This is a genomic window from Actinomyces sp. HMSC065F11, from assembly GCF_001813085.1.
In the GTDB taxonomy this organism is placed as follows: domain Bacteria; phylum Actinomycetota; class Actinomycetes; order Actinomycetales; family Actinomycetaceae; genus Gleimia; species Gleimia europaea.
In genome coordinates, this window is record NZ_KV811482.1 from 113,900 (window position 1) to 138,753 (window position 24,854).

Genomic DNA, 24,854 nt, shown 5'->3' on the forward strand with positions numbered 1-24,854 from the left:
AGTGGCCTCGCCTACGAAACGTAGTTTGCATTTGGAGTGGTGGCGGGAATGCTTTACTCCTGTGATGAGCTCGATTTCCCAAGTTTTGTGTGGGATCGGTGCGCCGTGGATGAGGGCAGCAATGATTCCGTCTAGGGCCGTGCCTTCGGCGGACATGTCAAGTACGCGGCGGGCGCGCTCCTTTTGGACGGCTTCCCAGATTTCCCAGGGTGCACCGGGTTGGATTTGCGCCCAAAGGCCGTAGGCGAGTCTGACGCGGCTACTGTTTTTGCGCCTCGTGATAGTGCGACCTGATTGCGCCCATGTTGCGATGTCGTGAATATTTCCCATGCGTGAAAGGGCATCATGATTGTGATTTTCAAGGGGTGCTATCCGACGAGGGGTGTGGATTCTATTATGAGAGCCCGGCTTGGGGAAACTGGTAGGGCATGGAGAACATGTGAGCAGGGTGCGGGCCCGCGATGGAGCTGCGGTCGGAGGCAGACTATGCGGGGCTGGACCGTATTCAGACGGGAAGTGCCAGGAATCCGAGGCGATCAAGACGGTTTAGGTCGGAATCGCTACGAATCCGCCTCTGCATGATTGCGATTCCGACGGGAAGTGGCATGTAAGGAGGCTTTTGTGGCACTTCTGGTCTGAATCGTGATTTGTCCTGTAACGCAAAGCAGGGGTCTAGTTTGCGAGAGGACGCCCCCACCCGTCAACTTTCCATTTCGGGTCTGAACCGAACAGGTACATGATTCCCTCAACAATTCCCCACATGGCAACGATGGGAGCGAGGCCCAGCGCAGATAGCAAGGTAATCAGCAGCTGGATAACCGCTAGTTTGTATTTACCTAGGTAAAAGTTCTGGGTTCCAAACGCTCCCAACAAAATGGCCAGCACGCCGGCTACGACCCTGTCTTTTTGTGGTTTGTCAGCGGCATCTCGGTGCTTGTTGCGGCCGGCATTTAGGGTCTGAAAAGTGTTTCTTATCTTCGTAACCGCAGAGTTTTTCGAGGTCGCCGCCATTTCACTTGTTGTATCTGGTGAAGGTTCAGGTCGCTTGACCGTGTTTTTCTTTGAACCACCCGGCGGCAGAGGTGCCCGGTATGAACTGCGTTCTGCGCGCGAGTGGCCGGCATTGGCATTACCACTCACTCGGGGCTTGCGCGGTGCCCGTGGGGAAGTGGCGGAGGCGTGCTCGATGCGTGCAGCATCTCTTTGGAAATCGTTGTCTTGAAACTGAGGGAGGTTGTGTTCGCAGGCATTTTGGGTCTCAGACTCGTTGTGCGTGTCGCCCTCCTCGGTGTTCCAATACTTTTCAGGTTGAGGAAATGCGCTCATCGGGGCACCTCCTCTCCAAGCGGTGTTTGGCTCTCTCTCACGATTCAGATCCATAGTGCCAGAAGTTCTCTTAAATCTTTTCAAGGCGTGCCTTCGACACGCAGATTGTTATCTTTTTAAAATCGGCACGACGTCGAGCTGGAGAAACGCTCATTTCTAATCCGAGTTATTCACAGAATTTTGAGACGGTCTAGGAATTGGCGCGGTTATGTCGTACTTTCCTTGTACAGGTTTCACATTCGAGGAGTTCAGTGCGATGCGCCATCCCAAAACCATGACAGCTTTGGCCATGCTAAGTTTGTTTAGCGCGGGCATCGCAGGGTGTTCTTCACCGGGGACGAGTGGAGCCGAGGAGGCCCAAACTTCTCTTGCTTCCCAAGCTGCAACTGAAGCGCCAAATACGGCCCCGACAATCCCACCGGCAGACGTGCTCTACCCGCACCCCAAACCAGAAATGCCGGCCGAGGCACACGAGCACTCCGTCCTAGGAGCGCAGGCGTTTTCTGTGTATGTCCTGGAAATGTTTGGATACACAGGCGCTACTCAGGATATTGACGCATTTGCAGCCTTATGTATTGAAGACTCTGCATCATGCAACAGTTTCCTAGATCGCATGAGGAAAGTAACGGAAGAAGGTTCGTACTATGAAGGCTATGAACTTCAGGTCACCAGGGTGAACGGAAGCTTAGACGGAGGAAGTCGCCCTGAGGCAGAGTATGGTACTCAGCTAGCAGCTTTTGTTCCGAAACACGTCCTTCATGAGGGGCTGACGGGTGAGATTGTCACGTACGAGGACGCAGACATCATAGGTGCTGTAGAAGTCGTTTGGCTCGATGGGTGGAAAGTCGTGGAGCTTCAAATGAAGGATGCAGATGATGATTAAGTCAACGGTAAGGGTGCTCTTAGGTTTCAGCTTGGTTATGGTGCTCGGGGCGAACAATGTGTCGTATGCGCAAACCAACGGAAGAGACCCCCTGACTGGAGCTACCGAGCCGGAAAATGCTCTTCCCGCGTTGTCATCGCCAATTTTCCCGCATGTCGGCATCTATGATTTGGGTTTGCTCCCTGATGGTTCTAAGGGCGTGCGGTTTGATTCGGCTGGCAAGGCGGGCTGGGACACGCTCGAGGTGTGCAGTTTGCGCCGGTTCTCTAATGGCAGTCATGCGCATCAGCTGTGTTTTGATCCGGTTACTGGCCGGGTTCAGACTCCAACCGGTGGTAGCACCTCCGATGGTGAGGTTGAGTATCGTCCGGTAGATCTGTCACAGATAGTTGCTAAAGCGGTCGATGACGCGAACCTGGCAGGCATGCGCGTGAACATTCAACCCAACAAGGGTTGGGTTTTTGCCACGGTGCCAACAATTGTCTACATGACTGGGGAGAAACCGACTAACTCGGTAAACGTCGACGGGTTTGACGTTACTGTAACTTGGAGCGTTCGAGAGCACCAGATCCAGTTCAACGAACCCGGTGGAGGCGCCTCTGAACTAGTTGTTTCCACCGATGGCGCGCCTTATCCGAACGAGTCGATCACCTGGACCTACCGCAACGAAGGCCGGACTAACGTGTCCGTGACAACCGTGTGGGACGCGAAAGTTAATGTAGCTGGTTCCAGTTTCGACATGCCGAAGCAGCGTACCACCACGTCCACTAGCAGCGAGTTCGAGGTGCGCAAGCCCATCATCTCGCTGACAAAACCTAGCTATTAGCCGCCAGGTGCTCGGATGATAATCCGAGCGTCCAGCAGGAGCCTAGATGACCTCATTCATTCTCAATAGGGCGAGGTGCGTGCATGCCCGTTTAAGCAGATCACAAGCAAAACTGTGACGTGGCGCGAGGGGGCCAGCTTCATCCTCAAAAATTAATCGACGTAAACCCAAGGCGAGCCGTGCTCTGTGCGGATGAATCGAGAGCGTTCTTCCTGTACGCCCGGGCCTTGCGGGGTGAGGTAGTGGGCGCGGAAGTGGACCATGCCCATGGAGTCAGGTTGCTGCCCCTTCACGGTTTTGATGATCTCGAGGCCTGTCCACGTGATGGCGTCGTCGAAGGTGAGGGAGCTCGGTCTGGTTTTCGCATGCCAGGTACGGAGCAGGAAGTCGCGGTCTTTACGTGCAAAAGCACAATACCGGGCGCGCATAAGGAGTTCGGCCGTGGGCGGGTTGCCTCCCCGATGGAACGGGCCACAGCACTGTTCGTAGGGTTTTGCGGAACCACAAGGGCACATGGTTTCTCTCTCTGCCGGTATTCAGACCTAAAGTGACTCTACCGAAATCTTTCCGACCTAGAGGCCTCTACCGCGTGGTGGCAGCCTGCTTATTATTCAGTCGAGCAGTATCTGCCCAATGGCTCGTCGCAGGGAATCGATTCAGACCCAAAGTGGCTAAAACAGGCATCTAAACTGGCAGTTTCCCTCACGATTGTGGCTGGAGCATCGGCCTCGCGCGCGATTCAGACAGGAACTGTCAAAAAATCGGCAGAAACAGGAGCTTTCCCTCACGGACGTGGTTGCGAGCCATGTCAAGATGACAAGTTGAGGTGCCTTGTGTCGTAGGGTAGGTTCGGTCTCGCAACGGAGCGGTCGCTCAGGACGCATGCTAACAGGGGCGCGGATGTCGCTAAGGTGCTGTCGTTAGAGAAGAGCGAGCAGCCGGGAGGCAGGTCTAATTTGCCGGCTCCCTCTGGAGGCAGGGCCGTATAACGTCAGTTACCGCAAGGATTGCTGTCAGGTTTGATGCTGGCGCACCCTTCGCTTTGCGCGTCCTGGATCGCGCTGTCTGGATCCCAGCCGTTTGACGCAAGATACTGGATCTCCGTGTAGTTAGTGCACTGCTTCCCAACTACGATGATGTCGTTGCAAGAGGATTTTTGTTCCGCTTCTTCTCGGCGTTTCTTGGCTTCCTCTTCCTTCTTCATCTCCTCTTTTTTCTTGTCCAGCTCGTCGCTGTATTTGTCGATGGAGCCTTTGAGGGCAGTGGAGTAGTGTTCCGCGTTAGATTTTATTTCGCTTATTCGGTCGAGTGTCGCGTTGGCCGCGCGCAAATCGTCAAGACTTTTCAGCTCGCTGGGCACCTCGGGTATTTCGGGCGGCGAGTCGACCAGTCGTTGGGCACCCATCAGTAGATTTAGTGATCCTTCGACCTTCCCGTACCCTTCGGAGGTGTTTGCTTTCGCTAAGCTCGCTTTCGCGCTAGCTAGAGCCTCCGTAATCGCGGTTCGGTATTCGCCGTTCTTCTCACTGATAAGAGGCGCAGCGTAATTTAGTACGCCTTCGGTGAGTTTTTGGACCGATTCGGTGAGGATTTTTGTGTGCTCCTTGGCTTCGCGAGTAGCTCTAGTTATGGCCTTCGCGTCGGCAGCGGAGGAACAAGTCGCGATGGCTTTGGGGGCTTCGCTCAGTGCTTCTCGTGTGGCTTTGATGAGGGGAGTGGCTTCGTCGCTGGTGGAGTACCCAAAGGAGTTTTCGTCGTTGAAGAAGTTGAGTAACTCCCGCGCTTTCACGGCTTCTGTTTCGTACTGCTTTACAACGGCTGCGTGGTCTTCGGTGGCTTCGGCGCAACTGTTTTGCGATTTTGTCAGGTAGTGATATGCCATGAAGCCGAGGCCAAATACTAGCGCCGCGACGAGTAGCGCTGAAACTAAAATCTTTCCCGTTTTCATGGTCTTGGCTCCTGGCCGCCACCTTTCTGTGAGCGTTCTTAGCACAAGGATAAACAGTTTTTATCGGGAGCGGTACATCTTCAGATTCCTCGCGAGGTTGGTGTGCTGAAGAAAAAGCGCTGAGATTTCCTCTAATTCGTGCGTGGCGGACGGGGCGAAGTAGAGAAGATGAAAGGAGGCGTGGTTGGGCGCCGAGGGGAAGTAGCGGTGTGGTAGTTGTGCGTGAGGGGAAGGAGCAGTGCTGTGATGGTGCGTGAGGGAAAGTGGTCATCTGGGAGGGGTTTCTGCCGCTTTGGGTCTGAACGCTGGCCCAACCTGCCAGGTGTATGACCGTGCGTGAGGGGAAGTGCCTGTTTGGGCTATCAGTTTCGCCGCTTTGGGTCTGAATCGCGCTGGAGGAGGCAGCTACAACCTCGACCGTGAGGGGAACTGTCGTTTTAGGAGCTGTTTTAGCCACTTTGGGTCTGAATCGTTGAAGGTGGCGGGATGAGCTTTGGCCTGGATGCTGTTTCATCGGCCGACGTGTTCACCCTCAATTTGGTGGCTAGCGTCGTGCTGTTGCAGAGCAACAAAAAATCTCGCCACATTTTGGTGTGGCGAGATTTGAATGGTAGCGGGGGCAGGATTTGAACCTACGACCTCCGGGTTATGAGCCCGGCGAGCTACCGAACTGCTCCACCCCGCGTCGGTATTTCAACTTTATGAAACCGGTGGCTGGAATTCAAACGCTTAACGGGTGCTGTTCGTCACCACTTGCTAATCGGAGCTCGGAAAAGAAGTTACCAACGAACAGAAATGCGCATTTGTGATATCGCGAGGGCCTCATAAATAAGCAGATGAAGCTCAAATTTGAGCCTACACGCGAGGGGGAGGAGGGCTGGCGTCGGGCACCTTCAACGAGAGGCCCGATGAACGTCGATTGTAGGAGTACAAGTTGGGACCGTTCGGACGAGGTGCACGATGGGCGGCGCGACCGTGAACGCAAGGCGACTGCCTCCGGAATGCGCGGCTCAGTAGCAGGGGAGCGGTATGCAGAGCGCCTGCCCGGCAACTGCATGCTGCCACGTTGCGCGCGAGGAAGTGGCCGGGAGTATGGTGAAGGCCATGGGAATGGCGTGGGCGCTTTTGGCGATTGTGGGCGCGACATTGGTGGCGTCGGGCGTTCAGAGCATTGCTGGCATGGGCTTTGGGCTGGTGGCAGTCCCGGTGTTTATTACCTTGTTTGGCCCCGCGGAAGGGGTGCTGTGGGGTAATGTTATTGGCTCGGTGACGGCAGGAACGTTGCTCCTCGAGAAGCGTAAGGACGTGGACTGGGCGATAGCGATTCGTTTCACCGTGGCGGCGGTGCCGGTGATTTTCGCGACGGTGCTACTAACCCGCAACTTGGATGCGTCCATGATGGACATTGTGGTGGGGCTGATAATGCTGACTCTCGTTGCGTTCACCCTTTTTGCGCGAAATATGCCTCGGGCGCAGGGACGTCTCCCCATGTATTTCACCGGCGGAATGGGTGGATTCTTGTCGGCGTCGGTGGGGCAGGCGGGGCCGGTCCTTACGGCTTATGCGCGGGCGGCGCAGTGGCCGCAACGCAGTTTCGCTGCGACGTTGCAGGTGTATTTCTTGGCGATGAACGCGGTGAATATTCCACTGAAACTGGCAGTTGGGTATGGTCCGCGCGACGGGCGCCTGGCAGTTGCGACCCTCGTGGCGGGTCTTGTCGGGACGGGGCTTGGCACCGTCGCGGCGCGTAAAGTCTCGTCGCACATCACTAAGCAGCAGGCGCGCAATTTTGCGATGATCGTCGCGTGCGTCGGGGCCACTTTGGTGTTTGCGCGCGGACTCGTTAGCGTCCTCGGCTAGGGGCCTGAACGGGTAGTTCCCGTCGCACAGCGCCTAACCGCAGTCGCCGGGGCGTTCTTGATGGCGAGGGATAGCTGCCTCCTCCTGAATGAAAATCTCGTTGAGCGAGGAACGCTCGCGGGGCGAAACCCCCTGGGGTATCGTGTGGTGGGTGAGGGAGGAACGTGCACCATGGAGAACTCGACGGTAAAGGTGCTTTCGCAACCAATGCCGCAGGGGCTCGGCGCCGACTACGTTGGTGCGACCGGAGCGAGGAGGGCGGAGCGGCGCAAGCGCCTACTGATCGCGGCAGCGTGGGCGGTAGGGGTTTTGCTTTTCCTGGGACTGCCAACGGACCTGATCTCAAACCCGATTTTTGGGCGCGAGGTGCCTATTCGCTGGTGGGAGTACCCGGTTGTGGGTGCAACGACGGCACTCACGTTCGCGTGGTTTGCCGTGCAGGCCCCGCCGATGGAGTTCCAAAAGAACGGGCGCCTGCTGGGTGGGGTGATGCTCACTTTGTTTGCGGTTGCGTGCCCGGTGTGTAACAAGATTATTTTGTTGTTGCTCGGCACGGCTGGGGCCCTCGGGTTTTGGGCCCCATTGCAACCTTTCATTGCGATCTTCTCGCTGGCCGCGTTGACGCTTGCGCTCTACCTGCGTCTACGATCTGCTCGCCGTTGAGCCTCCTTGCCCGAATTTTCACGGCATTGCGTTTGCGGCGGCCTTGACGGGTAATAATGGAGGCTGGCGTTGTAAACGGAAAGCGGGGGTGTCCCATGACTATCGCGATGATCTGGGCGCAGGACAAGAATGGCGTCCTCGGCAATGGGAACGAAATGCTCTGGCATGTGCCGGAGGATTTCAAGCATTTCAAGGCGGCAACGCTCGGGCACCCGGTGATTATGGGGCGAGGATCCTGGGAGGCGCTTGGTGGAAAGCCTCTGCCGGGCCGCTTGAACGTGGTGATTACGGGGCAGAAGGATTACGTGGCCGAGGGGGCCAAGGTCGCTCATTCGCTCCAGCAGGCGGTCGCGGTGGCGCAAACTTCCGCGGAACTCGTATGGATCGTTGGGGGCGCGCGGGTTTACGCTGACGCGATGGGTATCGCTGACGAGCTTGTGGTGACGGACCTGGATCTTGAGGTTGCCGTTGCTCCCGATCTGGTTTACGCGCCGACTATTGATGCTGAATCTTGGTGGGCCGATCCGGCGCGGTCGGACGCGCAGTGGCGGCCGCGGTCTGGTGATGCGAGATGGAAAGTGACGACGTATCTGCGACGTCGGTGATTTAGTGGGCCGCCGTTCGGGGTTGCTTGCCTCTGTGTAGTGGCGCGTCCGGCGGCGTCACTTACGTGGGCGGCGCGATATCGATTGAGACCCAAAGTGTCGGTTTGGTTGGCAAAATGGTCGTTTCCCCTCACGAATGCGGCTTGAGGTGGATACTTCTGTAACGATTCAGACCCAAAGCGCCGATTTGGGAACTGTTTTTGCCGCTTGCCCTCACGCTCGTGTTCAAGGCTGCGAGCCCACTCGCATCCGTGAGGGAATCTGCCTCTCTACGAGGGCTTCGCTGCCAGTTTGGGTCTGAAGCCGTGTATATGCCGGACGTGTGAAAGGGTGCGGGAGGGGAACTGCCTGTTTTGGGTGGAACTGCCTGTTTTGGGTGTAGGTTTCGCTTGTTTGGGTCTGAATGCTGTCTGAAGGGGTGTGCTGTCTGAAGGTGCGTGAGGGGAAGCGCCCGGTTTGGGATTGTTTCTTGTCAGTTCAGGTCTGAATACCGGTTGAGGAGGCCCCTGGCTGCAGTGACTGTGAGGGGAACTGCTGGATTTGGGTGCAAAAAGGGCAGTATGGGTCTCGCAACCGATAAAGCGGCACGTTAGGTCTGAATCGTTGTGGGCGAGGGCGCCTGAGTGCAGGCCATCGCAGCGGAAACAGGTATGGGTTCGAGTCGGGCCTGCGGCTCTAGGAGCGCCCGGGAATCGAGTGTCTTAAAGGTCGGGTATTTCCGCGGCTGCCTCGGCGGCGGCTGGGTCGAAGCTGAAGAGTGTGGGCTGCGGGTCGGCGAGGGCAACGCTGATGGTGCGCTTGAATCGCTCGTTCATCTCAGGCAACGCGTCGACGGGGAACCAGCGCACTTCGGAATTCTCGCCGTCAATTGGTCTTGGCGTGCCGCTGATGTAGCGCATGTGCAAAGAGATGTCGAGGTAGGAGCTCACATCCCCATTCAGGTAAGTGGTCGGCCCAACTGTGCCGATGGCGAGGATACGGGTTGGCTCGCACATGATGCCGGCCTCTTCGATGGCCTCACGGATGGCGGCGTTGGCGGGCTCCTCGTTGGGGTCGATGATACCTGTGACGGGAGTCCAGTGGCCGTTGTCTGAGCGCTTCACCAGCAGCACTGCGGTGCCCTCATCGTTCGTGATAACCGCGGTGACGCCCGACAGCCATAGCGGTGCATGTCCAACGTGCTCGCGCAAGTCTGCAACAAATTTTGGTATAGCCATGCATTCAGTCTATGCCTTGGATATGCGAGGACGGGTTGGCAGTTCTCCTCGCGGACAGGTTACGCCAGCTCGCAGTCGCATCCTCGCCTCGGAATCTTCCGGCTCGTCGAGGCTCTTCGGAAGCCTGCAACGCTTGAGGCGGTGTGTTGTTGGTGATGTTCGCGGCTTTTCGCGAGCGCGGTTTTGGGGCCGCACGCCGGCTTCGTATGCTGAATGTATGACTGATGTTAAGCGTATGTTGCGGGCGATTGTTGCGATTGTTTTCTTCACTTACATTGGTCAGTTTTTATTGAATGCGGCGATTGCTCCATTGTCGAGGGCGCTCGGCCTCGCGGAGTGGCACATGGGTGCTGCGCTCTCGTTGGCCGCGATTATGGTGACTTTGTTGAGCCAGCCGTGGGGGAGGGCTTCGCTATCGTGGGGGCGCCGGCCGGTGCTTTTGTCGGCGCTGGTTTTGGCTCTCTGCGCGGGGTTGTTGTTCTCTTTGACGGTTTGGCTCCGCACAGCGGCGCTGATTCCGGCGGGTTTGGCGGCATCGGGAATTATTTTGGCGAGGGGTGGTTTCTTCGGTGCGGCGGTGGCGGCTGTCCCTCCAACCGGGCAGGCGTTAATCGCGGAGATCACCCCCGACGAGGCCTCTCGCGTGCGCGGAATGGCGGCATTCGGGTCGGCTTTTAACGTGGCCGCGATGGTGGGTGCGCTCCTGTCGGGCCTACTGGCCGCATGGTGGTTGATGGCGCCGGTGTACGCAACGCCGGTGAGTGTGGGTATTGCCCTTGTTATCGCGCTTGTCACGCTACCGAAGTCGACAAAGCGCGGGGGAAGGGTGAAGCCTCCAAAAATGTCCGCATTAGACCGGCGTGTGCGGCCGTATTTAGCAGCGGGTTTTGGTCTCTTCTTCGCGATGGGGATCGTGCAGATTTGCATCGGGTTTGTGGTGCAGGACCGTTTTGGTATTGCTCCGGAGAGAGCGGTGCTTCCCACGGGACTTGCGATGCTTGGTCAGGCGGCTGGTGCGATTTTCTCGCAGCTGGTTTTGGTGCCTCGGTTGGTGTGGCCGCCGCGCAGGTTGCTGCGCGTGGGTTTGATGGTGGTTGTCTTGGCCGTGGCTGGAATTGCGCTGTCGTCTTTGCTGTGGGTCACGATATTGTGCGTTGCGCTCATTGGCATTGGGTCTGGGCTTGCGGGGCCGGGCTATAACGCGGGAGCGTCGCTGAAGGTTGGTCCGGATGAGCAGGGATCTGTTGCCGGTCTTCTGTCCGCTACGGGTGGTTTGACCTGGGTTTTTGCGCCGATTACGGGCACGGCTTTGTACGGTGTGTCGCCGCTGGCGGCGTTGTTGTTGGCAGTTGGGGCGGTTTCGGCTTCGGCGGGGGTGGCGTGGTTGCACCCGGAGTTCAGGTCAAATCGTTGGGGTGAGCGTCTGCGTTATCGATTCAAGAGGAGGAAGCGGCCAGGCCGCGACTAGGCACGCAGCTGGTCCGTTCCTCCCTCGTTTAGAAGCGCTGTTTCGAGGTGCTGCCCGGTTTTATGGGCCAACGCCAGCGTGCCCACTTTGCGTCCGTGAGGGGAACTGCCTGTTTTGGGTGTCGGTTTTGCCAGCTTGGGTCTGAATACCGTTTGGGGGGGTGTACCTCTGGGGTGTGCAGGTCCGCCAACACATCTGCTTGATAAGCGTAATGAGAAGCGTTATCATGTAAACCATGCTTAAACGACACCTCACCTCCGCCCTCGTTGCCTCGGTGTTCGCCGCCGCGGCAGTCTTCGCCGGCGTTCCAGATGCCCAAGCAGCCCAGCCTCGTGTAGTGCAGCCGGGCGCGCAGCCCCAAGTTGCGCAGGTTCAGCCCGGCCAACCTGAGGCTGCGCAACTCCCGGGCGCAAACGCCGCGACACAACCGCGCGCGGCGCAAGCTGGGTCCCGTATGCAAATCAAGCATGTGCAACCCGCCTCCTCGGATATGGAATCGAGGGTTGTGCTAGACCGTGGGCATGTGGACGCGTTCGCGGTGGATTTCGATGGTGAGGAAGTTTCGCTCGCGGTGAAGGAGGACGTGACAGGGTCGCATGTGCGCCACGCGTCGGAGGAGGTGCTACTTCACGTGAAACAAGAAGCCTTCACGGATGTCACGGCCAAGATCGCGGGCATTGAGCGCTCCGGCTACGCGCTGCCACAAACCCAGTCGCAGAGCCTGTTGTGGCCGGGATGGGATTCGATGTCGGTAGCGGATAGGGTGCCAGGCGCCGCGGTGACGATCACGATTGATAAGCTCACCGGCCCGGGTGAGGTGTTCTTGTGGCAAGACACTTTCTCTGGCAAGCCGCAGGCTGTCACGGCCGGGGGACCGCGTTTGCGTGCGGGCGCGGTGATCTCTCAGGAGACGCCCGCTCATGTGCACGCGAATTGGCTGTTCACGAAGCCGGGCGCATACCAGATGACCGCGCGCGCCTCGATAACTGCTGAGGGGCGTACCGTCACATCGAAGTCGGCGACGCTCACCTGGATCGTCGGAGACCTTAAAGCTGGCATTTCCAGCCTGAATACCGAATCGCCCGATACCTCGAGCGCACCTGGTGCCGAGGTGTCCAACGGATCTAGCGGTTCCGAGGAACAGCAGGAGCCCGGAAAGTCAGGGGGAAACCACCGCGAGGGCGGCTCGCATGAGAGTGGCACCCAGCAGGGCGGCAAACCCGGGAAAGAGGGCGAAGCTGGGCCCGCAAAAACCACGGATGAGCAACCGCGGGGAGGCATGCCAGCGGCGCCATCCACAGCCGGTAGCCAAGCGAATCCGACGCAGCCGGCGCCTGCAGCAGAACAGTGCATCCCCACAGAGGTGACGGTTCCAGCGGCAGGCTCGGCCTCGGGAAGTCACACGATCCCGGCTAACACCCACGTGCACCCAAACTGGGTGTTCGCGAAGGAGGGTACCTACCGGGTTTCGCTCACGCAGACGGCAACCATGAAATCGGGAAAGAAGCTCAGTGCTACGGGCACCCTCACCTTCAATATTGGGGGTAGTGGAAATGCGACGTCAGGTCACTTTGATGTTGGATCGGTAGTCGAGTCGGGCCAACTCAAGATGCTGGTGAAGGATGACCGTTCGCAGCCGGCAACTTGGAGGAACCCGACCGAACTCGTATTTGGACTGTCCGATGCGGCTAAGGTCGCGGCGCCGGCGGGTATTGAGTTTGTGGCACCTCAAGGTGCACCCGTTTGGATTATTAGTTCCACGCAAATGCAGGGCGTGCCGTGGGTGGGCGCAAACACGCAGCATCCGTCGCTATCGCAAGCTACTACCGGCCCGGTTACTTGGACAGTGAATAGTGTGCAGGGGCCCGGAGCGATGGCAGTTTTTGAGTCCGGATCGTTCGGCCAGATTGTTGGTAAACGCTGGTTTGGTGCGTCCGGTAACGGCACCGCAAAGGTGTTCGTGGGGAAAACCGCTTCGGGAGCAGACTGCGAACTAAGCCCTGAACAGATAGCTGAAATCGAGGCTGCGGGCGGTGTTGTAGGAGGTCGTCTCGCTACGACGGGCTCTGAACCAATCCTGCTCTGGCTTGGCGCGGCTTTCAGCATGATTGTTGCGGGTGCTCTTCTCATAAGGGTCGCGAGGCCGTCCTCGCCTTCAGTTTCGTGAGTAGTAAGCCACTAGTTGTAGCAACGGTTGCGGCGCTTCTACTTGGAGGATGCGCGCCTGCGAATGCGTCGAAGGATGACCGGATTGAGGTGGTTGCATCGACGCCTATCATCGCGGACCTGGTGCGCAACGTGGCTGGGCAGGACGCGTCGGTCACCAGCCTCGTGCCGACTGGAGCGGACCCTCATTCCTACGAGCCGCCGCTACGTGCAGTGCGTGACGTGGCATGGGCGGACCTTGCGTTTGAGAACGGGCTTCTGCTGGAATCTGGGGCTATCCGTCACACGATGAGGGCAAACTTGCGCGAGGGCGTGCCTTTGATCAGTTTGGGAGATAAGGCTCCCGCGTACGGAGGGCGCCACATTCGCCTGGTGGAGGATTTTGCTCTGTCTACGGTGTGGCTCGGGTTCAGATCAGACCGGCTACCGGGTCCTTGGCAGATCCGTGCCACCTCGATGGAGGGCCCGGGCAGGCTGGCGGCTTTTACCACCGGAACGTTTGGCGAGGGGCGCCCGTACATCACGTCGGCTGACGGATTTGGCTCGGCTGATGCTGTGGCATTGCCTCCTGACGCGCACACCCACATGTCGTGGGCATTTAGCGAGGCTGGAACTTACACTCTGAACCTCGTGCAAGAGCCTCACTCGGGAAATCAGGAGTCTCTTGCGGGGCAGCAGGGTGCTTCGAAGGGCAAGGGGGTGCCGGACCCAAATGGCTCCGAGACCCAAACTGACGAGTATGAGCCGCGCTCTGTCTCCCAGACCCCAAGTACCAATAGCTCAAATGCCACCTCCGAGACCCAAACTGCCGAAGAACAGCAGGCTGCCACTTCGAAGGCCCCAAGTGCCGCGCCGAAAGACGAGGTCGCGATCCGTTTCGCAGTAGGCGTAGAGCCTGACACTGGCCTCGTGCATTTGGACGCGGGACACGTGGATATTACGGCGACGCCTCAGGGAATCCGCCTGCTCGCGGACGAGGACGGCAAGTCTGTTTATTACGACCCGCAGGATGTGCAGATCGTGGTGCCAAACCGGACGCTAGCCAAAGTGCCGCAAGGAAACTGGGCGTTTTTGGGAAAGCCAGGCGAGGACACGTGGATTTTGGCGCAGGCGGTTCTAGGTGAGCACATTCACGGCGAGATCGATCCGCACCTGTGGCATGACGTGAACAACGCGATCGCGTACGTGGATGTCATTGCCGAGGAACTTGCAAAGGCTGACCCGGAGCACGCACAGGCCTATGCGACTCGCGCAAAAAAGTTCAAGGCGGAGCTTCGTCAGCTTGACCAGTGGACCGCCGCGGTGCTGGCTTCCATCCCCGCGCAAAACCGCAAGCTCGTTACCGCGCATGACGCCTTCGGGTATTTGGCCTCACGGTACGGCCTCGAAGTTGCCGGCTTCGTTGCCCCAAACCCATCGATAGAGCCCAGTTCGCGCGACATGGCGATTCTGTCCCGCCAGCTTAGAGACTTGCACGTGCCGGCGGTTTTTGAGAATCCTGCGTCGGCGGCGCATCAGGCGGAGTTAGAAAGCGCGGCCGAAAGCGCTGGAGTGCGTCTGTGCTCTATCTACGCGGACAGCTTGACACAGCAAACACCAACGTACGTAAGCCTCGTCGAAGCGAACGTTACCTCTTTGAAGTCTTGTCTGGATCCCACGTCACAGGGGGCGTGGCCGCGCGCCTCACAACCAGTTTTGAAAGGAATCTGATGAAAACTGCAATCTCAAGTCTTGTTGGGGTTACCTTGCTAGCGGCGTCCGCGATGCCCTCCCTTCCCGAACTAGTTCCCGCGTTGTTGAATACAACCGCCTTCGCATCTTCCGCGCCCGTGGCTGGGGCTGGCCTGCCCGTGATGCCGGCCGATTCAGATATTGACCCGGCGCTTACACAGACTGTGACAGGCAACGAGAAGGTTGCCCCAAAGGGCGAGCGGGTTGAGATTTCGGCCGGACACGTGGACATGGGGGCGACGCTTTCGGATTCGTTTGAGCTGATGGCGCGCGACGATACGACCCCGGAGCCAGTTTGGCGCCACCTCGATGACGTTGTTTTTGTGATTGGCGAGGAGGGAAAGCTGACGGTTCCCGATGACCCCGCGTATGCGTTTACTAAAGCCGAGGGGCAGGCTTGGGTAATCCCGCAACACGAGATTGACGGAGTGCCGTGGCTTGGCTGGAATACGCAGCATCCGCAGCTGGTTGAGAAGGCTCCGGGCGGTGTGGACCTGATTTTCGAGGGACACGAGGGGCCGGGTGTCCTAACTACTTTCGTTGAAGCTGGGAACTTCTCCGGTCCGCAGGTGATTTGGGATTCCACTAAGGAGCAGGGCCAGCTGATCCACGTTGAACCGTCCACGCACACGCACGTTTCGTGGGTTTTCACGCAGCCTGGCGAACATCTGGTTCGCGTAACTGCGCAGGCAACTATTGATGGCCAGCTCGTCTCGAACACTCAGACGTTGCGTTTCGCTGTTGGTCCAGATGCCAGCGTAGAGGCTGCGCATGAGCTCGCTTGGTCGTCGCACAATCCTGTAGGCGGTGCGGATCCTAAGAACGAAGGCGAGGCCGGCGATAGTGCGGCAGCCAGTAGTGCGCAGCAGTCGGGTAACGGCTTGGCGCTTTCGGTCGGAATCGGTGTAGCTATCGCCGTGCTTATCATCGCGGTGGCAGCTGTAGTTATGGGGCGCATGAGCCGTAGCCGTAAGAAGGAGGCCCTGTCTTGACGCCTCTTAAGCCTGTAGCAACGAGAGTCAGGCCCGTGGTACTTTCCGTCTCGGACGTCAATGTGAGCTTCGGCAATCAGCAAGTGCTACAAGACATCTCATTCAGCATCAACCGCGGAGAACTTGTTGGGCTACTTGGGCCCAACGGGGCGGGTAAGACCACTTTGATCCGCACCATTCTTGGCCTTCTTCGTCCAGACAGCGGCACTATCGCCACGGCCGGGCCCCACACCCTTGTTGTCGAACCCTCTAAGCCCGCGTCAAAAACCTCTGCGTTTGCCGAAGTCTCATTCAAGAGGGGAGGCCGCGCAATCGGCTATGTTCCGCAGAAGCAGGAGGCGAGGTGGGAGTATCCAATCACGGTTGAAGAAGTTGTAGTTTCGTCACTCAAACCTCGATTATTGGCCGGAGCAAAGCACTGGCGCGCAGCTTACGAGGCCCTGGATGCGGTGGGTATGAAGGAGTTTCGCTCCCGTCCGATTTCGGCACTTTCTGGTGGGCAACGCCAGCGTGTCCTCATTGCCCGTGCGCTGGCTCCGAAACCGTCAATTCTGCTCTTGGATGAGCCGTTCACCGGCCTCGATGAGCCTAACCAAGAGGCGCTTGCGAAGATGGCGATGGAACTTACTAACAAGGGAATCTCAATTCTCATGTCTACTCACGACCTCGTGCAGGCTGCGGGAATGTGTGACCGTTTCATCCTGTTGAACCGCACGGTGCGTGCAACAGGCCCGTTGCAAAACGTAGCTGCGCCTGAACTTTGGGCATCCACCTACGAGGTGTCCGAGAACGCGGCGCTGGTGCGCGCCGTCCAATCGCTAACTGAGGTGGAGGTCGGAGCGTGAACCCGATTGAGTTTCTTGCCGACCTGGCCAACCCGCAACTTGCATTCTTGAGCCGCGCTCTCCTCATGGCGATTCTGTCGGCTGTACTGTGTGGAATTGTGGGCTCCCATATTGTGGTGCGTGGCCTGTCTTTCGTGGGTGACGCCCTCTCGCACGCGGTGTTCCCAGGCATTGCAGTTGCTTTCGCAACGGGCACGTCCACACTCCTTGGTGGCGCTATCGCCGGCGTGATCGTTGCGCTACTCATCGCCTTGTTTTCACGCCGAAAAACGGTGGGCGAAGACTCGATCATCGGCATCCTATTTGCTGCGGCATTTTCTGTCGGACTTGTGATTGTCTCCAGAATGCCCACGTACACCGGTTCGCTCGAGTCTCTCCTTTTCGGGTCTTTAACTGGAGTGACTGGGGCAGACCTCCTCACCGTCGCTATTAGCGGAGCCCTGGTCCTCACCGTCCTAGCGATCTTCCACCGCGGCATCGTGGCGGTTAGTTTCGACCGAGAATACGCACAAACACTCGGTTACCGCGCCGGTCTTATCGACGTTGTCCTCTACGTCGCCACAGCACTGGCCGTGGTAGTTTCCGTCTCAACTGTGGGTAACATCCTCGTTCTTGCGCTTCTTGTAGGTCCGCCAGCAACAGCTCGCCTCCTGACCCGCCGAATCAGTGCAATGATGGCGCTTTCAGCAATGCTCGGCACCCTTGCCGCGCTAGTTGGCCTGTGGGTGTCGTGGTCATGGTCGGTGCCAACCGGTGCGGCCCTGGTCTTAGCGATCACGGCAGAGTTCATCCTCGTGTGGATCTTCCAATCACTCCATGCAGTCCGAACCAGCCTCAAAACCATCCAAAAACGACTCACCAAATCAATCAATGCGAAGAAGAAATCCGAGGCCGTAGCTCGCTAGCAGGCCGCCGATCTTCTCCTTAGCAAAAACAACTGTAGAGATTCACCAAATGTATTTAGCAGCCTGTCCTAAGAGCCAAAACGACCTGGCAACCCGCCGAGGTTTAGAAAGGAAATCGAATATGCGACGACTCGTTAGCGCCGCGATTGCCGGCCTCGTCCTCGCGGCTGGAATAACTCAACCTGCAATGGCCGGGCCCGATACGGGCAAGACGATCATGTACAACGCGCACGTCGATTCGCCTAAGGTCTACTGGCAGGGCAACAACTTCACCCTGAATTCGGATGCGGGAGGCCAGTCCACCCCGATAGAGAATACGGTCAATTGGCTTGGTCGAGGCTACTCGATTACCGGTTCACAGCTCTACTCGATGGATGCTCCTGAAAACGGCGACCTGTCTTTTATCGGGGCCGAGCCAGGCGACATGCTCTATGCGGCCCCAGCGGTGAATGGTCGTAACAACGGGCCGATCTGGGCGGGGTTCGGCGCGGACACGAACATTCCGATCGAGAAGTTTCGTGACAACAAGTTTGACCTAGAAATTGTGGGCTTTAACGGGCCTGGTCGGATGGAAATGCTGACGTACTACGAGGGCTATCCTATTCGCCGCTTCCTGTCCTCCCATGACCCGCACCTGCGTCAAACGTGGGTAGATCCAGGAAACCACACGCACAATCAGACTCTATTCACAAAGCCGGGGCGTTACGAGGTTGTATTCCGGGCAACGGCTCGCGACCACCAAAACCGCGTGGTTGCTTCGGCTCCGCAAACGCTGGTGTGGCAGGTTGGTGGCCCCAATCCTGAGTCCGAGACCCTAACTGACGTCGTTGCCGCATACAACGCCTCGCCCGAAACGGGCACTGGCAAGTTCGCTCCAAAGTTCACCGTGGAGCCCAACCAGGATGTGAAAGCCGACGGGGACGAACGCCTCACATCGCTCACCTTCAGCACTGGCAACGCGGCCGATACCGGAACGGTTGTTTTCTACACTGACGGTTTTTACTTAGGTGAGGTGCCGCTCCAAGCGGGGGTTGCCCGTTGGGATGAGCTTCTCGGCTCGCAAGACCTCTCGCTACAGGCCGTATTCGTGCCGGCCAAGGGGGCGCCCTCGCCTCGTTGGATTACCGCGCCGATCGAGATTTCGCGCTCTAGCCGTAGCGGTTCCACCACAGAACTTGGCCAGTTCCCGCAGCAGATCGTGCGCGATCCCGCTCCCGCATTTTCAACGGCCGAATACGTGCCGTCCTCGCCCGTGGTGAACTTTGAGTTCAGCGCAAGTGAGGATAGCGCTGAGCTTTCAGTGCTTCCAGAAGACAAGAACCTCTGGTTCAAAGTTGTAGGCGGCGCCTACGAGCCGGGAAGCGCCTACCCGACTTGCGACATTGAGTTTGTGTCCACGCCTACGCACCGAAAGTGGAGTTCCGGAGACTGGTGGGATTGCGTTGGAGACAACATGGAGGTGCGGCTTAATCTGATCACTCCAACAACTGTTTCCCTCTCGGGCGGTAAGGCGGTATTCCCCTTGAATGAGACGCGACCGAAGCCGATAAAACTAGGGGAAACCCCGGGAGATTCACAGGAATCAGATCAGCCGGCACCGCCACCTTCAGATCCGACAGAAACTCCCGATCCTTCGAAGCCTTCCGATCAGCCTGATCCGAGTGAACCTACGGATCCCAATCCTCCCGTTGAGAATCCAGATAACCCCGGAGAGAATAGCTCGGGCAGCCTCGTAAATGATGCCGTCACTATTTCGCGCGGTCACGTGGATATAGGCCCGGCAGTTGTTGACGACAAGGTGAGTGTGGTGGTCAACGATGATTCGCGCGAGCACGCAAGAACTTCGGTCGCGCGTACCCCTGACTCCGTTACGCTCCAGCTTTTGAAGAATTCAAAAGTCAAGCGCTCACCGAAGGCATTCAGCGACCCGGTGTTTGACTTCATGGGGCCGCAGGGAACGGAGCTCTTTGTTTCTCCGATGCAGCAAAAGAATGGGATTGTGTGGCCGGGCTTCTCTTCTGAACACATTGACCGGGCGTCATTTCCAAACGGCGTCAAGTTCGAGATAGCTCAAAAAACAGCACCAGCTGGTGGCTCGTGGTGGCTGTTCACGCACGACTCTTTCAACGGCCTTGACCTGATCGCTTCCACGCAGAAGCCTGGCCAGATCGATGCGCCCGAACCTCTTCACAAGCACGTTTACTGGGCCTTCACCAAGCCAGGAATGTACGTGTTGACTGTTTCAGTGTCGGGGACTGACGCAGATGGCAACGAATTCCGCTCTTCGGCTGACATTCGCTTCAAAGTAGGCGACGAGGACGAAGCGGGTTCCCCAGGAAGCGAAGGAAACCCCGATGCGCCTGCGGTACCTGGCGATAGCGGCGCGGGAGATGGTAGCACCCAGCCGGGTGGCGCGGGCGAGGCTCCGGGCGGAACTCCAGGGAGCTCAAAGCCTCATGGTGCCATCGAGCCGGCTCGCCCAGGCAGTGAAGGAACAGCCTCAAACGGTGTGCTTCCTCCGCACAATCCTGCGCAGGGCGGTGCAAACGGCTTTGGGTCTGGCTCATATTCGTCTGCGACAGTATCTCGAGGTGGGGGAGCTGCCGTAGCTTCCTCGGGCCTGCAGGCGCTTTCGAGTTTGCCTGCGGCTGAGGGGCTCCAGTCAGATGCCGCCTCTAACGCTGAAACGACAGAAACTGCTGAAACTGCGGGTTCAGCATCGCCGCTGGATTCTGATGCGAGTGACGGATTGGCACAACCCATGTTCGGAGCGTCGCCGATTTCTACAGGTGACCAGGGTAGTCAGATCAGTATTCCTCTGATCATCATTGTGGCCTCCTCGATCGTAGCGCTGGCTGCAGCTGTCGTTTTGCTGAGGAGGAAGTTCGCAAAAGCCTAACCCCGCGGCCATCAAGTGCCTGTCGTCGGCCTAGACGGCGACAGGCGCTTTGATAGTGGGGTGGTGCCGGTAGTTCTCCACGGTGATGTCGTCGAAGGTGTAGCTAAAGAGGTCTTTGGCTTTGCGTAGCACGAGAGTTGGGAAAGGATATGCTTCTCGCTCAAGTTGGGTGCGCACTTGCTCAAAGTGATTGGTGTAAATATGGCAGTCGCCGCCCGTCCAAATGAGCTCGCCAACTTCCAGGTCGGCCTGCTGTGCGATCATGTGCGCAAGGAGCGCGTATGAGGCGATGTTGAAGGGAACACCGAGGAAAAGGTCGGCAGATCGCTGGTAGATCTGGAGCGACAGCTTGCCATCTGCCACGTAAAGCTGGAAGAAAGCGTGGCATGGTGCAAGCGCCATTTTGTCCAGTTCTGCCACATTCCACGCGGATACGATCATACGCCGCGAATCAGGGTCATTCTTAAGCGTTTCGAGCACGCCAGCCAACTGGTCGATGTGCTCTCCGTTTGGTGTGGGCCAGGATCGCCATTGGACGCCGTATACCGGTCCAAGCTCGCCATCCTCGTCCGCCCATTCATTCCAAATGCGGATTCCATTTTCTTGTAGCCAGCGCACGTTCGAATCGCCCTGTAAGAACCACAGCAGTTCCCCAACTACCGATTTTAGGTGCACGCGTTTGGTGGTGATTAGGGGGAACCCCTCTTGTAGATTGAAACGCAGTTGCCGGCCAAATACCGACACTGTGCCGGTTCCGGTCCGATCACCTTTGGGCGTGCCGTTACTCATGACATCTCGGAGTAGGTCTTCATACTGCGTGTTCATTGGTCCTCAATATTTCGATTTTGGAGGCGGTCGCGGTGGCTCACTTTCTCAGATTATCCACATTTGCGGGGATGATCTAAAAAATCGCTAGCTCGTCCACTGCCTGAACGCGGGCGCTTGGCGGGTCCTCGCCACCCGGAGGTAAATATCAACGTGCCCAGGGCGGCCGCAGGCTTTCACTGTTTCGTTTGAATCTCTTGCGGGTTCGCTTCGACATCGATGGTGACGGGGTAGCTGAAGGTTGCGGGAGGAGTACCCAGCGCATTGATGGCCCCGTCAATGACGTTGCCCGCCATGGATCGGCCAATCACCCAGCCGAGGCCCGCGCCTATCCCGTATGGCATGAGCCTTCCTAGCATCGCGGTCGTACCTTTGCGTGCGGCTCGTTTAGCGGCCATCTTCGCCAGTTTTCGATTGACTTGATTAATGGTTTGGCGCTGCACGTCGCTCGCGTAACCCTTGAGCGCGGTAAGCGTGGTGAAGCCAAACTGCGAGGTTGCGATTTGTTCACCTTGTTCGCCCATCAGTGCGGTCAAGACCAGGAGCCGGCGTTTGTCTTTGTCTTCCAAGGGAATGCCGTGAATGTGAGCGAGGGTGAGCACGTAGTAACCAGCTTCGGATACGAAACCGGTTAGTTGTGCGGAAGAAAGGCCAAGCGCGGCTGCGGTTCCAAGGCCTGGCACAGCTGCAGCCGCGCCTGCAGCTCCGGACGTAGAGGCTGCGAGTTTGCGGAACTGTTTGGTAACTATCTCCTGGATCTCTGCGGGTGTAGCTCCAGGATGTTTGGCGCGGAGCTGATTGACTTTGTTCTCAATCCGTGAGGTGGGCACGTCGATCATTGCGTCGATAACATCCTGGATGGAATTGGCTCCCCGCAGGTCTTTAACAAATCGCCGCGTGGTTGCAAGCCCGTCGGCCACGGCTCGAGTGCCGTTCTTTGCTTTCTTGACAATGCCCATGACGTTCCTCCTCGGTAGAACATCTCTCGTGTAGTTGGTGTTACTCGGCGCTCTCGCAGGTGATTACGGCGCTGTTTTCCGCTCCGTGCCGTAGCGTATTGCCGATGGTGCAACGCTTCTCAATGGCTCGGTGTACGCGGCTTTCCAGCTGCTCGCGCTCCTCATCGCTAAGTCCGCTCATGTCGGTCACGATCTCTACAACGAGCTTAGTGAAGCGGTTCTCCTCCTCATCGTAGTCGCTCTCAACCCCCACGGTGGCCTGGTAGTCGTCGCCGAGGGCGGCGGCGAATCGAGAGTCTGAACTCGTCGCATTACACCCAGCGAGGGCAAGGCGAAGCAAATCCCCAGGGGTGAATTCGTCCTCGCCATGTCCGATTGGCACGGTGAGGCCGCGCGAGTTCTTACCCAGGTACGAGCCTTTCCCAACCCGCTCTAGCCAGAGGTATTTTTCTTGATCACTCATGGTCATCCTCTTCTCATATGAATAAAAGTGTGGTTACAGTAACTGGTTGGTGCCGCGGGTCTTACCGGACTCACAACAACAGTGGTAGGCGTGCGGCGCGCATGCCGATCACACCAAGTATTGGCTGGCAATCTCTTGCTCGTGCTCGGCGATTTTAGAAACCTCCGCAACCGCCTTCTGCTCAAGCTTGCGTCCGATGATCGGCACGTTAACCTTCAGTTTTCCGTTGACATCACGCCTCACGGCCTCGTCTTCTTCAATGAAAGCACAGGTGGCGGACATTGAAACCGGCAGGCTGTTGGCATGCACTTGGATAACGCCCGTGTTGTCGGTTGTATTCCAAGTTTCGGTTATTGTGATTTCAATCCCTGAGGAGGGGATGAATCGTTGCGCAACCGGCGGCAGGTCGATGACGGCCGCATCAATGCGGGCCTTGGTGGTGACCCGGATTTCACTGATAAGCGCCTCGACGTGCACGGATTCCACTGAGGCTGGTGAGCCAGCGGCACGGGCCTTGAAGAATTCCTCGCTTTGGAAAAGTCGCTGCACGGCGGCGAGGTTGGCCGGGTAACAAACGGATGTATGAAAGTCCATGGCGTTCCTCCAAGGGTAGATTCGAACGCGATCTATATCCATTATCGTGGGGGTGGCTGCATTTCGCATGGGATGGATGAGTGGGAGGCCGAGTGAAGGTGCATTGGACCTCATTGTTTTAAAGTATGACTATGCATACGTTGACTGATCTTGCGCAGGCCGCTGCCCGTTCTAATCTCCACCATGAGGATTTGGATTGGCTTCACCTTATTCTTGCTGATTGGCAGGTGGTTTCGGACCTGGCTGGCGCAGATCTGGTGATGTGGGTGCGCACGCACGATGGACGTTTCCTTGCGATTGCCCATGCGCGCCCGGCCACAGCTTCAACGATCCACATGGATGACGTGGTTGACATGTATATCCAGCCGTCCAGGCAGACGCTCCTGGAAGAAGCGATGGAGACCCGCCAGATTGCATCGCCTCCTGGTGCGCGTTGGATGGGGACATATTCGATGAGTGAAGTTGCGATCCCGGTGGTCCGTAGTGGGCAGGCGATTGCAGTGATAACGCGAGAAACCAACCTGTCCTCACCCGGTTTTTTGGGAGGAGCGGAGACCTGGACGCCTCACGCCGCAGACATCTTGTGCAAGATGATTACGCGCGGCGAGTATCCGTATGACGCCACGCCAGTTTCGGTAACTCACGGCCAGCCGCGCGTAATGGATGGTGCGCTTCTTTTGGACTCCGAGGGCGTAGTACAAAAGGTAACGCCAAACGCGGTGTCTTGTTTGCGCAGGCTTGGTATTCGGCACAACCCTGTTGGTCGTTTGCTGATCGAAGATGTGACGGACGTGTTGAAGCAGGATCAGACTATTGAGGAGACGCTTGCGGTTGTTGTGACGGGGAAAGCGGCGTGGAGGGCAGAGGTGGAGTCTTCGCGCGCCACGGTCACAATGCGCGCGTTGCCGCTACTGGAAGGCGATAAGCGTGTGGGCGCGGTTTTGTTAACGCGTGACGTGTCGGAGATGAGACGACGCGAGCTTGAACTGATGACAAAAGATGCCACGATTCGCGAGATTCATCACCGCGTCAAAAACAACCTGCAGACGGTTTCTGCGCTGATCAGATTGCAGGCACGACGTTCTGATAGCGAGGAGGTGCGCGCGGCTCTTTCAGAGGCGGAACGGCGTGTGACCACCATCGCTACGGTTCACGCAGCGCTTTCGCAAAATGTTGACGAGACCGTTGATTTTGATGAGGTTGCTAAGAAGGTTCTGCACCTGGCGGTTGTACTGGCTAAGACTAACCAGCAGGTGAGTGTTGATGTGCGAGGTCACTTCGGCAAGGTGAATGCGGATGCGGCACAAGCCTTGGCAACGGTATTAACGGAGCTGGTGACAAACTCGGTTGAGCACGGCTATCGCGACTATGGCGGCCTGGTTAGTATTGAGGCCGAGCGCAATGGGCGCCGACTTGAGGTGACCGTGTCTGATGATGGGCTCGGTATTGAGCCGGATAAGGCCAAGTCGGGTCTGGGAACCCAGATTGTGTCAACGGTGGTTGCCGGCGAGCTTGCGGGCACTATCACTTGGGATAGGCGCAAGTACGGACCGGGCACAATCGTGCGAGTTAACGCAAACTTGGACAACTGATCACATCCCTGTTATGACAGGCAAGTCGGGGTCTGTATTGCAGTAATATAACGGTCGATTCAATCTCATTTGCTCCCCGTGTAAGTG

The 24,854-nt window shown here is 57.8% G+C and carries 22 protein-coding genes and 1 tRNA gene; 13 read left to right on the top strand and 10 right to left on the bottom strand.

The annotated features are described in order from the left end of the window. Positions 1-330 (bottom strand): hypothetical protein (locus tag HMPREF2891_RS09785; RefSeq protein ID WP_222566278.1); only part of this gene is annotated, 330 nt, incomplete at its 3' end. A gap of 342 nt (positions 331-672) precedes the next feature. After that, positions 673-1,326, bottom strand: coding sequence for a TM2 domain-containing protein (locus HMPREF2891_RS09790; protein ID WP_222566279.1), 654 nt, complete (start codon positions 1,324-1,326; stop codon positions 673-675). A gap of 274 nt (positions 1,327-1,600) precedes the next feature. On the opposite strand from HMPREF2891_RS09790, the gene HMPREF2891_RS06975 reads away from it, so the two are divergent. Beyond that, positions 1,601-2,209, top strand: coding sequence for a DUF6318 family protein (locus HMPREF2891_RS06975; protein WP_148131738.1), 609 nt, complete (start codon positions 1,601-1,603; stop codon positions 2,207-2,209). Next, positions 2,202-3,035: a hypothetical protein gene (locus HMPREF2891_RS06980; RefSeq protein WP_148131739.1), complete on the top strand. Its 834-nt coding sequence runs from the start codon at positions 2,202-2,204 to the stop codon at positions 3,033-3,035. The genes HMPREF2891_RS06975 and HMPREF2891_RS06980 overlap by 8 nt, the downstream gene beginning before the upstream one ends. 152 nt (positions 3,036-3,187) lie before the next feature. Here the strand turns inward: HMPREF2891_RS06980 and HMPREF2891_RS06985 are convergent, their stop codons facing one another. The 3 genes from HMPREF2891_RS06985 to HMPREF2891_RS06995 all read right to left on the bottom strand — a co-directional run bounded on the left by HMPREF2891_RS06985 (position 3,188) and on the right by HMPREF2891_RS06995 (position 5,668). Then, positions 3,188-3,550 (bottom strand): YchJ family protein, encoded by a 363-nt coding sequence (locus tag HMPREF2891_RS06985; protein WP_083311295.1) that lies wholly within the window; start codon positions 3,548-3,550, stop codon positions 3,188-3,190. Between the two features lie 476 nt (positions 3,551-4,026). Then, positions 4,027-4,983 (bottom strand): hypothetical protein, encoded by a 957-nt coding sequence (locus HMPREF2891_RS06990; protein ID WP_070664672.1) that lies wholly within the window; start codon positions 4,981-4,983, stop codon positions 4,027-4,029. 608 nt (positions 4,984-5,591) lie between these two features. After that, positions 5,592-5,668: transfer RNA gene (locus HMPREF2891_RS06995), tRNA-Met, on the bottom strand. Between the two features lie 344 nt (positions 5,669-6,012). Here HMPREF2891_RS06995 and HMPREF2891_RS07000 point away from each other — a divergent pair. From HMPREF2891_RS07000 to HMPREF2891_RS07010, 3 genes are all read left to right on the top strand, one after another. Continuing rightward, on the top strand, positions 6,013-6,843 hold the full coding sequence (locus tag HMPREF2891_RS07000) for a sulfite exporter TauE/SafE family protein (protein WP_083311296.1): 831 nt from the start codon (positions 6,013-6,015) through the stop codon (positions 6,841-6,843). A 171-nt stretch (positions 6,844-7,014) separates the two neighbouring features. Beyond that, on the top strand, positions 7,015-7,506 hold the full coding sequence (locus tag HMPREF2891_RS07005; protein WP_222566280.1) for a hypothetical protein: 492 nt from the start codon (positions 7,015-7,017) through the stop codon (positions 7,504-7,506). 95 nt (positions 7,507-7,601) lie between these two features. After that, positions 7,602-8,111 (top strand): dihydrofolate reductase, encoded by a 510-nt coding sequence (locus tag HMPREF2891_RS07010; protein WP_070664674.1) that lies wholly within the window; start codon positions 7,602-7,604, stop codon positions 8,109-8,111. Positions 8,112-8,812: 701 nt separating this feature from the next. On the opposite strand, the gene HMPREF2891_RS07015 is transcribed toward HMPREF2891_RS07010, so the two are convergent. Then, the gene (locus tag HMPREF2891_RS07015; protein ID WP_070664675.1) at positions 8,813-9,328 is read right to left on the bottom strand and encodes an NUDIX hydrolase; all 516 of its coding nucleotides are present in this window, start codon (positions 9,326-9,328) and stop codon (positions 8,813-8,815) included. 217 nt (positions 9,329-9,545) lie between these two features. Between HMPREF2891_RS07015 and HMPREF2891_RS07020 the strand changes: the two genes are divergently transcribed. The 7 genes from HMPREF2891_RS07020 (at position 9,546) to HMPREF2891_RS07050 (ending at position 20,334) form a co-directional block, all read left to right on the top strand. Continuing rightward, a complete protein-coding gene (locus tag HMPREF2891_RS07020; RefSeq protein WP_070664676.1) occupies positions 9,546-10,796 on the top strand; it encodes an MFS transporter in 1,251 nt (416 codons plus the stop codon). A 235-nt stretch (positions 10,797-11,031) separates the two neighbouring features. Continuing rightward, positions 11,032-12,963 (top strand): choice-of-anchor M domain-containing protein, encoded by a 1,932-nt coding sequence (locus tag HMPREF2891_RS09870; protein ID WP_070664677.1) that lies wholly within the window; start codon positions 11,032-11,034, stop codon positions 12,961-12,963. After that, on the top strand, positions 12,960-14,672 hold the full coding sequence (locus tag HMPREF2891_RS07030; protein WP_070664678.1) for a metal ABC transporter solute-binding protein, Zn/Mn family: 1,713 nt from the start codon (positions 12,960-12,962) through the stop codon (positions 14,670-14,672). The genes HMPREF2891_RS09870 and HMPREF2891_RS07030 overlap by 4 nt, the downstream gene beginning before the upstream one ends. After that, on the top strand, positions 14,672-15,685 hold the full coding sequence (locus HMPREF2891_RS07035; protein WP_083311298.1) for a choice-of-anchor M domain-containing protein: 1,014 nt from the start codon (positions 14,672-14,674) through the stop codon (positions 15,683-15,685). The genes HMPREF2891_RS07030 and HMPREF2891_RS07035 overlap by 1 nt, the downstream gene beginning before the upstream one ends. Beyond that, positions 15,682-16,530 (top strand): metal ABC transporter ATP-binding protein, encoded by an 849-nt coding sequence (locus HMPREF2891_RS07040; protein WP_261666850.1) that lies wholly within the window; start codon positions 15,682-15,684, stop codon positions 16,528-16,530. Before HMPREF2891_RS07035 ends, HMPREF2891_RS07040 begins: the two co-directional genes overlap by 4 nt. Next, positions 16,527-17,435 (top strand): anchored repeat-type ABC transporter permease subunit, encoded by a 909-nt coding sequence (locus HMPREF2891_RS07045; protein WP_070664680.1) that lies wholly within the window; start codon positions 16,527-16,529, stop codon positions 17,433-17,435. The genes HMPREF2891_RS07040 and HMPREF2891_RS07045 overlap by 4 nt, the downstream gene beginning before the upstream one ends. A gap of 121 nt (positions 17,436-17,556) precedes the next feature. Further along, the gene (locus tag HMPREF2891_RS07050) at positions 17,557-20,334 is read left to right on the top strand and encodes a choice-of-anchor M domain-containing protein (RefSeq protein ID WP_070664681.1); all 2,778 of its coding nucleotides are present in this window, start codon (positions 17,557-17,559) and stop codon (positions 20,332-20,334) included. 30 nt (positions 20,335-20,364) lie between these two features. Here HMPREF2891_RS07050 and HMPREF2891_RS07055 read toward each other — a convergent pair whose 3' ends face one another. From HMPREF2891_RS07055 to HMPREF2891_RS07070, 4 genes are all read right to left on the bottom strand, one after another. Next, positions 20,365-21,159, bottom strand: a complete 795-nt coding sequence (locus HMPREF2891_RS07055) for a thymidylate synthase (protein ID WP_070620879.1) — start codon at positions 21,157-21,159, stop codon at positions 20,365-20,367. Positions 21,160-21,335: 176 nt separating this feature from the next. After that, positions 21,336-22,118 (bottom strand): hypothetical protein, encoded by a 783-nt coding sequence (locus HMPREF2891_RS07060; protein WP_070664682.1) that lies wholly within the window; start codon positions 22,116-22,118, stop codon positions 21,336-21,338. Between the two features lie 40 nt (positions 22,119-22,158). Next, positions 22,159-22,581 (bottom strand): OsmC family protein, encoded by a 423-nt coding sequence (locus HMPREF2891_RS07065; protein ID WP_070621067.1) that lies wholly within the window; start codon positions 22,579-22,581, stop codon positions 22,159-22,161. Between the two features lie 108 nt (positions 22,582-22,689). Then, positions 22,690-23,175, bottom strand: a complete 486-nt coding sequence (locus tag HMPREF2891_RS07070) for a DUF2505 domain-containing protein (RefSeq protein ID WP_070664683.1) — start codon at positions 23,173-23,175, stop codon at positions 22,690-22,692. 131 nt (positions 23,176-23,306) lie between these two features. Between HMPREF2891_RS07070 and HMPREF2891_RS07075 the strand changes: the two genes are divergently transcribed. Beyond that, positions 23,307-24,767 (top strand): sensor histidine kinase, encoded by a 1,461-nt coding sequence (locus HMPREF2891_RS07075; RefSeq protein WP_070621066.1) that lies wholly within the window; start codon positions 23,307-23,309, stop codon positions 24,765-24,767. The last annotated feature ends 87 nt before the right edge of the window (positions 24,768-24,854 follow it).

Excerpts from the sequence above, each read along its gene's own strand:
- HMPREF2891_RS07020 (WP_070664676.1), top strand. The coding sequence starts at position 9,546 with ATGACTGATGTTAAGCGTATGTTGCGGGCGATTGTTGCGATTGTTTTC.
- HMPREF2891_RS07070 (WP_070664683.1), bottom strand. The coding sequence starts at position 23,175 with ATGGACTTTCATACATCCGTTTGTTACCCGGCCAACCTCGCCGCCGTG.
- HMPREF2891_RS09790 (WP_222566279.1), bottom strand. The coding sequence starts at position 1,326 with ATGAGCGCATTTCCTCAACCTGAAAAGTATTGGAACACCGAGGAGGGC.
- HMPREF2891_RS07000 (WP_083311296.1), top strand. The coding sequence starts at position 6,013 with ATGCAGAGCGCCTGCCCGGCAACTGCATGCTGCCACGTTGCGCGCGAG.
- HMPREF2891_RS07035 (WP_083311298.1), top strand. The coding sequence starts at position 14,672 with ATGAAAACTGCAATCTCAAGTCTTGTTGGGGTTACCTTGCTAGCGGCG.
- HMPREF2891_RS07050 (WP_070664681.1), top strand. The coding sequence starts at position 17,557 with ATGCGACGACTCGTTAGCGCCGCGATTGCCGGCCTCGTCCTCGCGGCT.
- HMPREF2891_RS07075 (WP_070621066.1), top strand. The coding sequence starts at position 23,307 with ATGCATACGTTGACTGATCTTGCGCAGGCCGCTGCCCGTTCTAATCTC.
- HMPREF2891_RS06980 (WP_148131739.1), top strand. The coding sequence starts at position 2,202 with ATGATTAAGTCAACGGTAAGGGTGCTCTTAGGTTTCAGCTTGGTTATG.
- HMPREF2891_RS06975 (WP_148131738.1), top strand. The coding sequence starts at position 1,601 with ATGACAGCTTTGGCCATGCTAAGTTTGTTTAGCGCGGGCATCGCAGGG.
- HMPREF2891_RS06990 (WP_070664672.1), bottom strand. The coding sequence starts at position 4,983 with ATGAAAACGGGAAAGATTTTAGTTTCAGCGCTACTCGTCGCGGCGCTA.
- HMPREF2891_RS07065 (WP_070621067.1), bottom strand. The coding sequence starts at position 22,581 with ATGAGTGATCAAGAAAAATACCTCTGGCTAGAGCGGGTTGGGAAAGGC.
- HMPREF2891_RS07015 (WP_070664675.1), bottom strand. The coding sequence starts at position 9,328 with ATGGCTATACCAAAATTTGTTGCAGACTTGCGCGAGCACGTTGGACAT.
- HMPREF2891_RS06985 (WP_083311295.1), bottom strand. The coding sequence starts at position 3,550 with ATGTGCCCTTGTGGTTCCGCAAAACCCTACGAACAGTGCTGTGGCCCG.
- HMPREF2891_RS07005 (WP_222566280.1), top strand. The coding sequence starts at position 7,015 with ATGGAGAACTCGACGGTAAAGGTGCTTTCGCAACCAATGCCGCAGGGG.
- HMPREF2891_RS07055 (WP_070620879.1), bottom strand. The coding sequence starts at position 21,159 with ATGAACACGCAGTATGAAGACCTACTCCGAGATGTCATGAGTAACGGC.
- HMPREF2891_RS07010 (WP_070664674.1), top strand. The coding sequence starts at position 7,602 with ATGACTATCGCGATGATCTGGGCGCAGGACAAGAATGGCGTCCTCGGC.
- HMPREF2891_RS07060 (WP_070664682.1), bottom strand. The coding sequence starts at position 22,118 with ATGGGCATTGTCAAGAAAGCAAAGAACGGCACTCGAGCCGTGGCCGAC.
- HMPREF2891_RS09870 (WP_070664677.1), top strand. The coding sequence starts at position 11,032 with ATGCTTAAACGACACCTCACCTCCGCCCTCGTTGCCTCGGTGTTCGCC.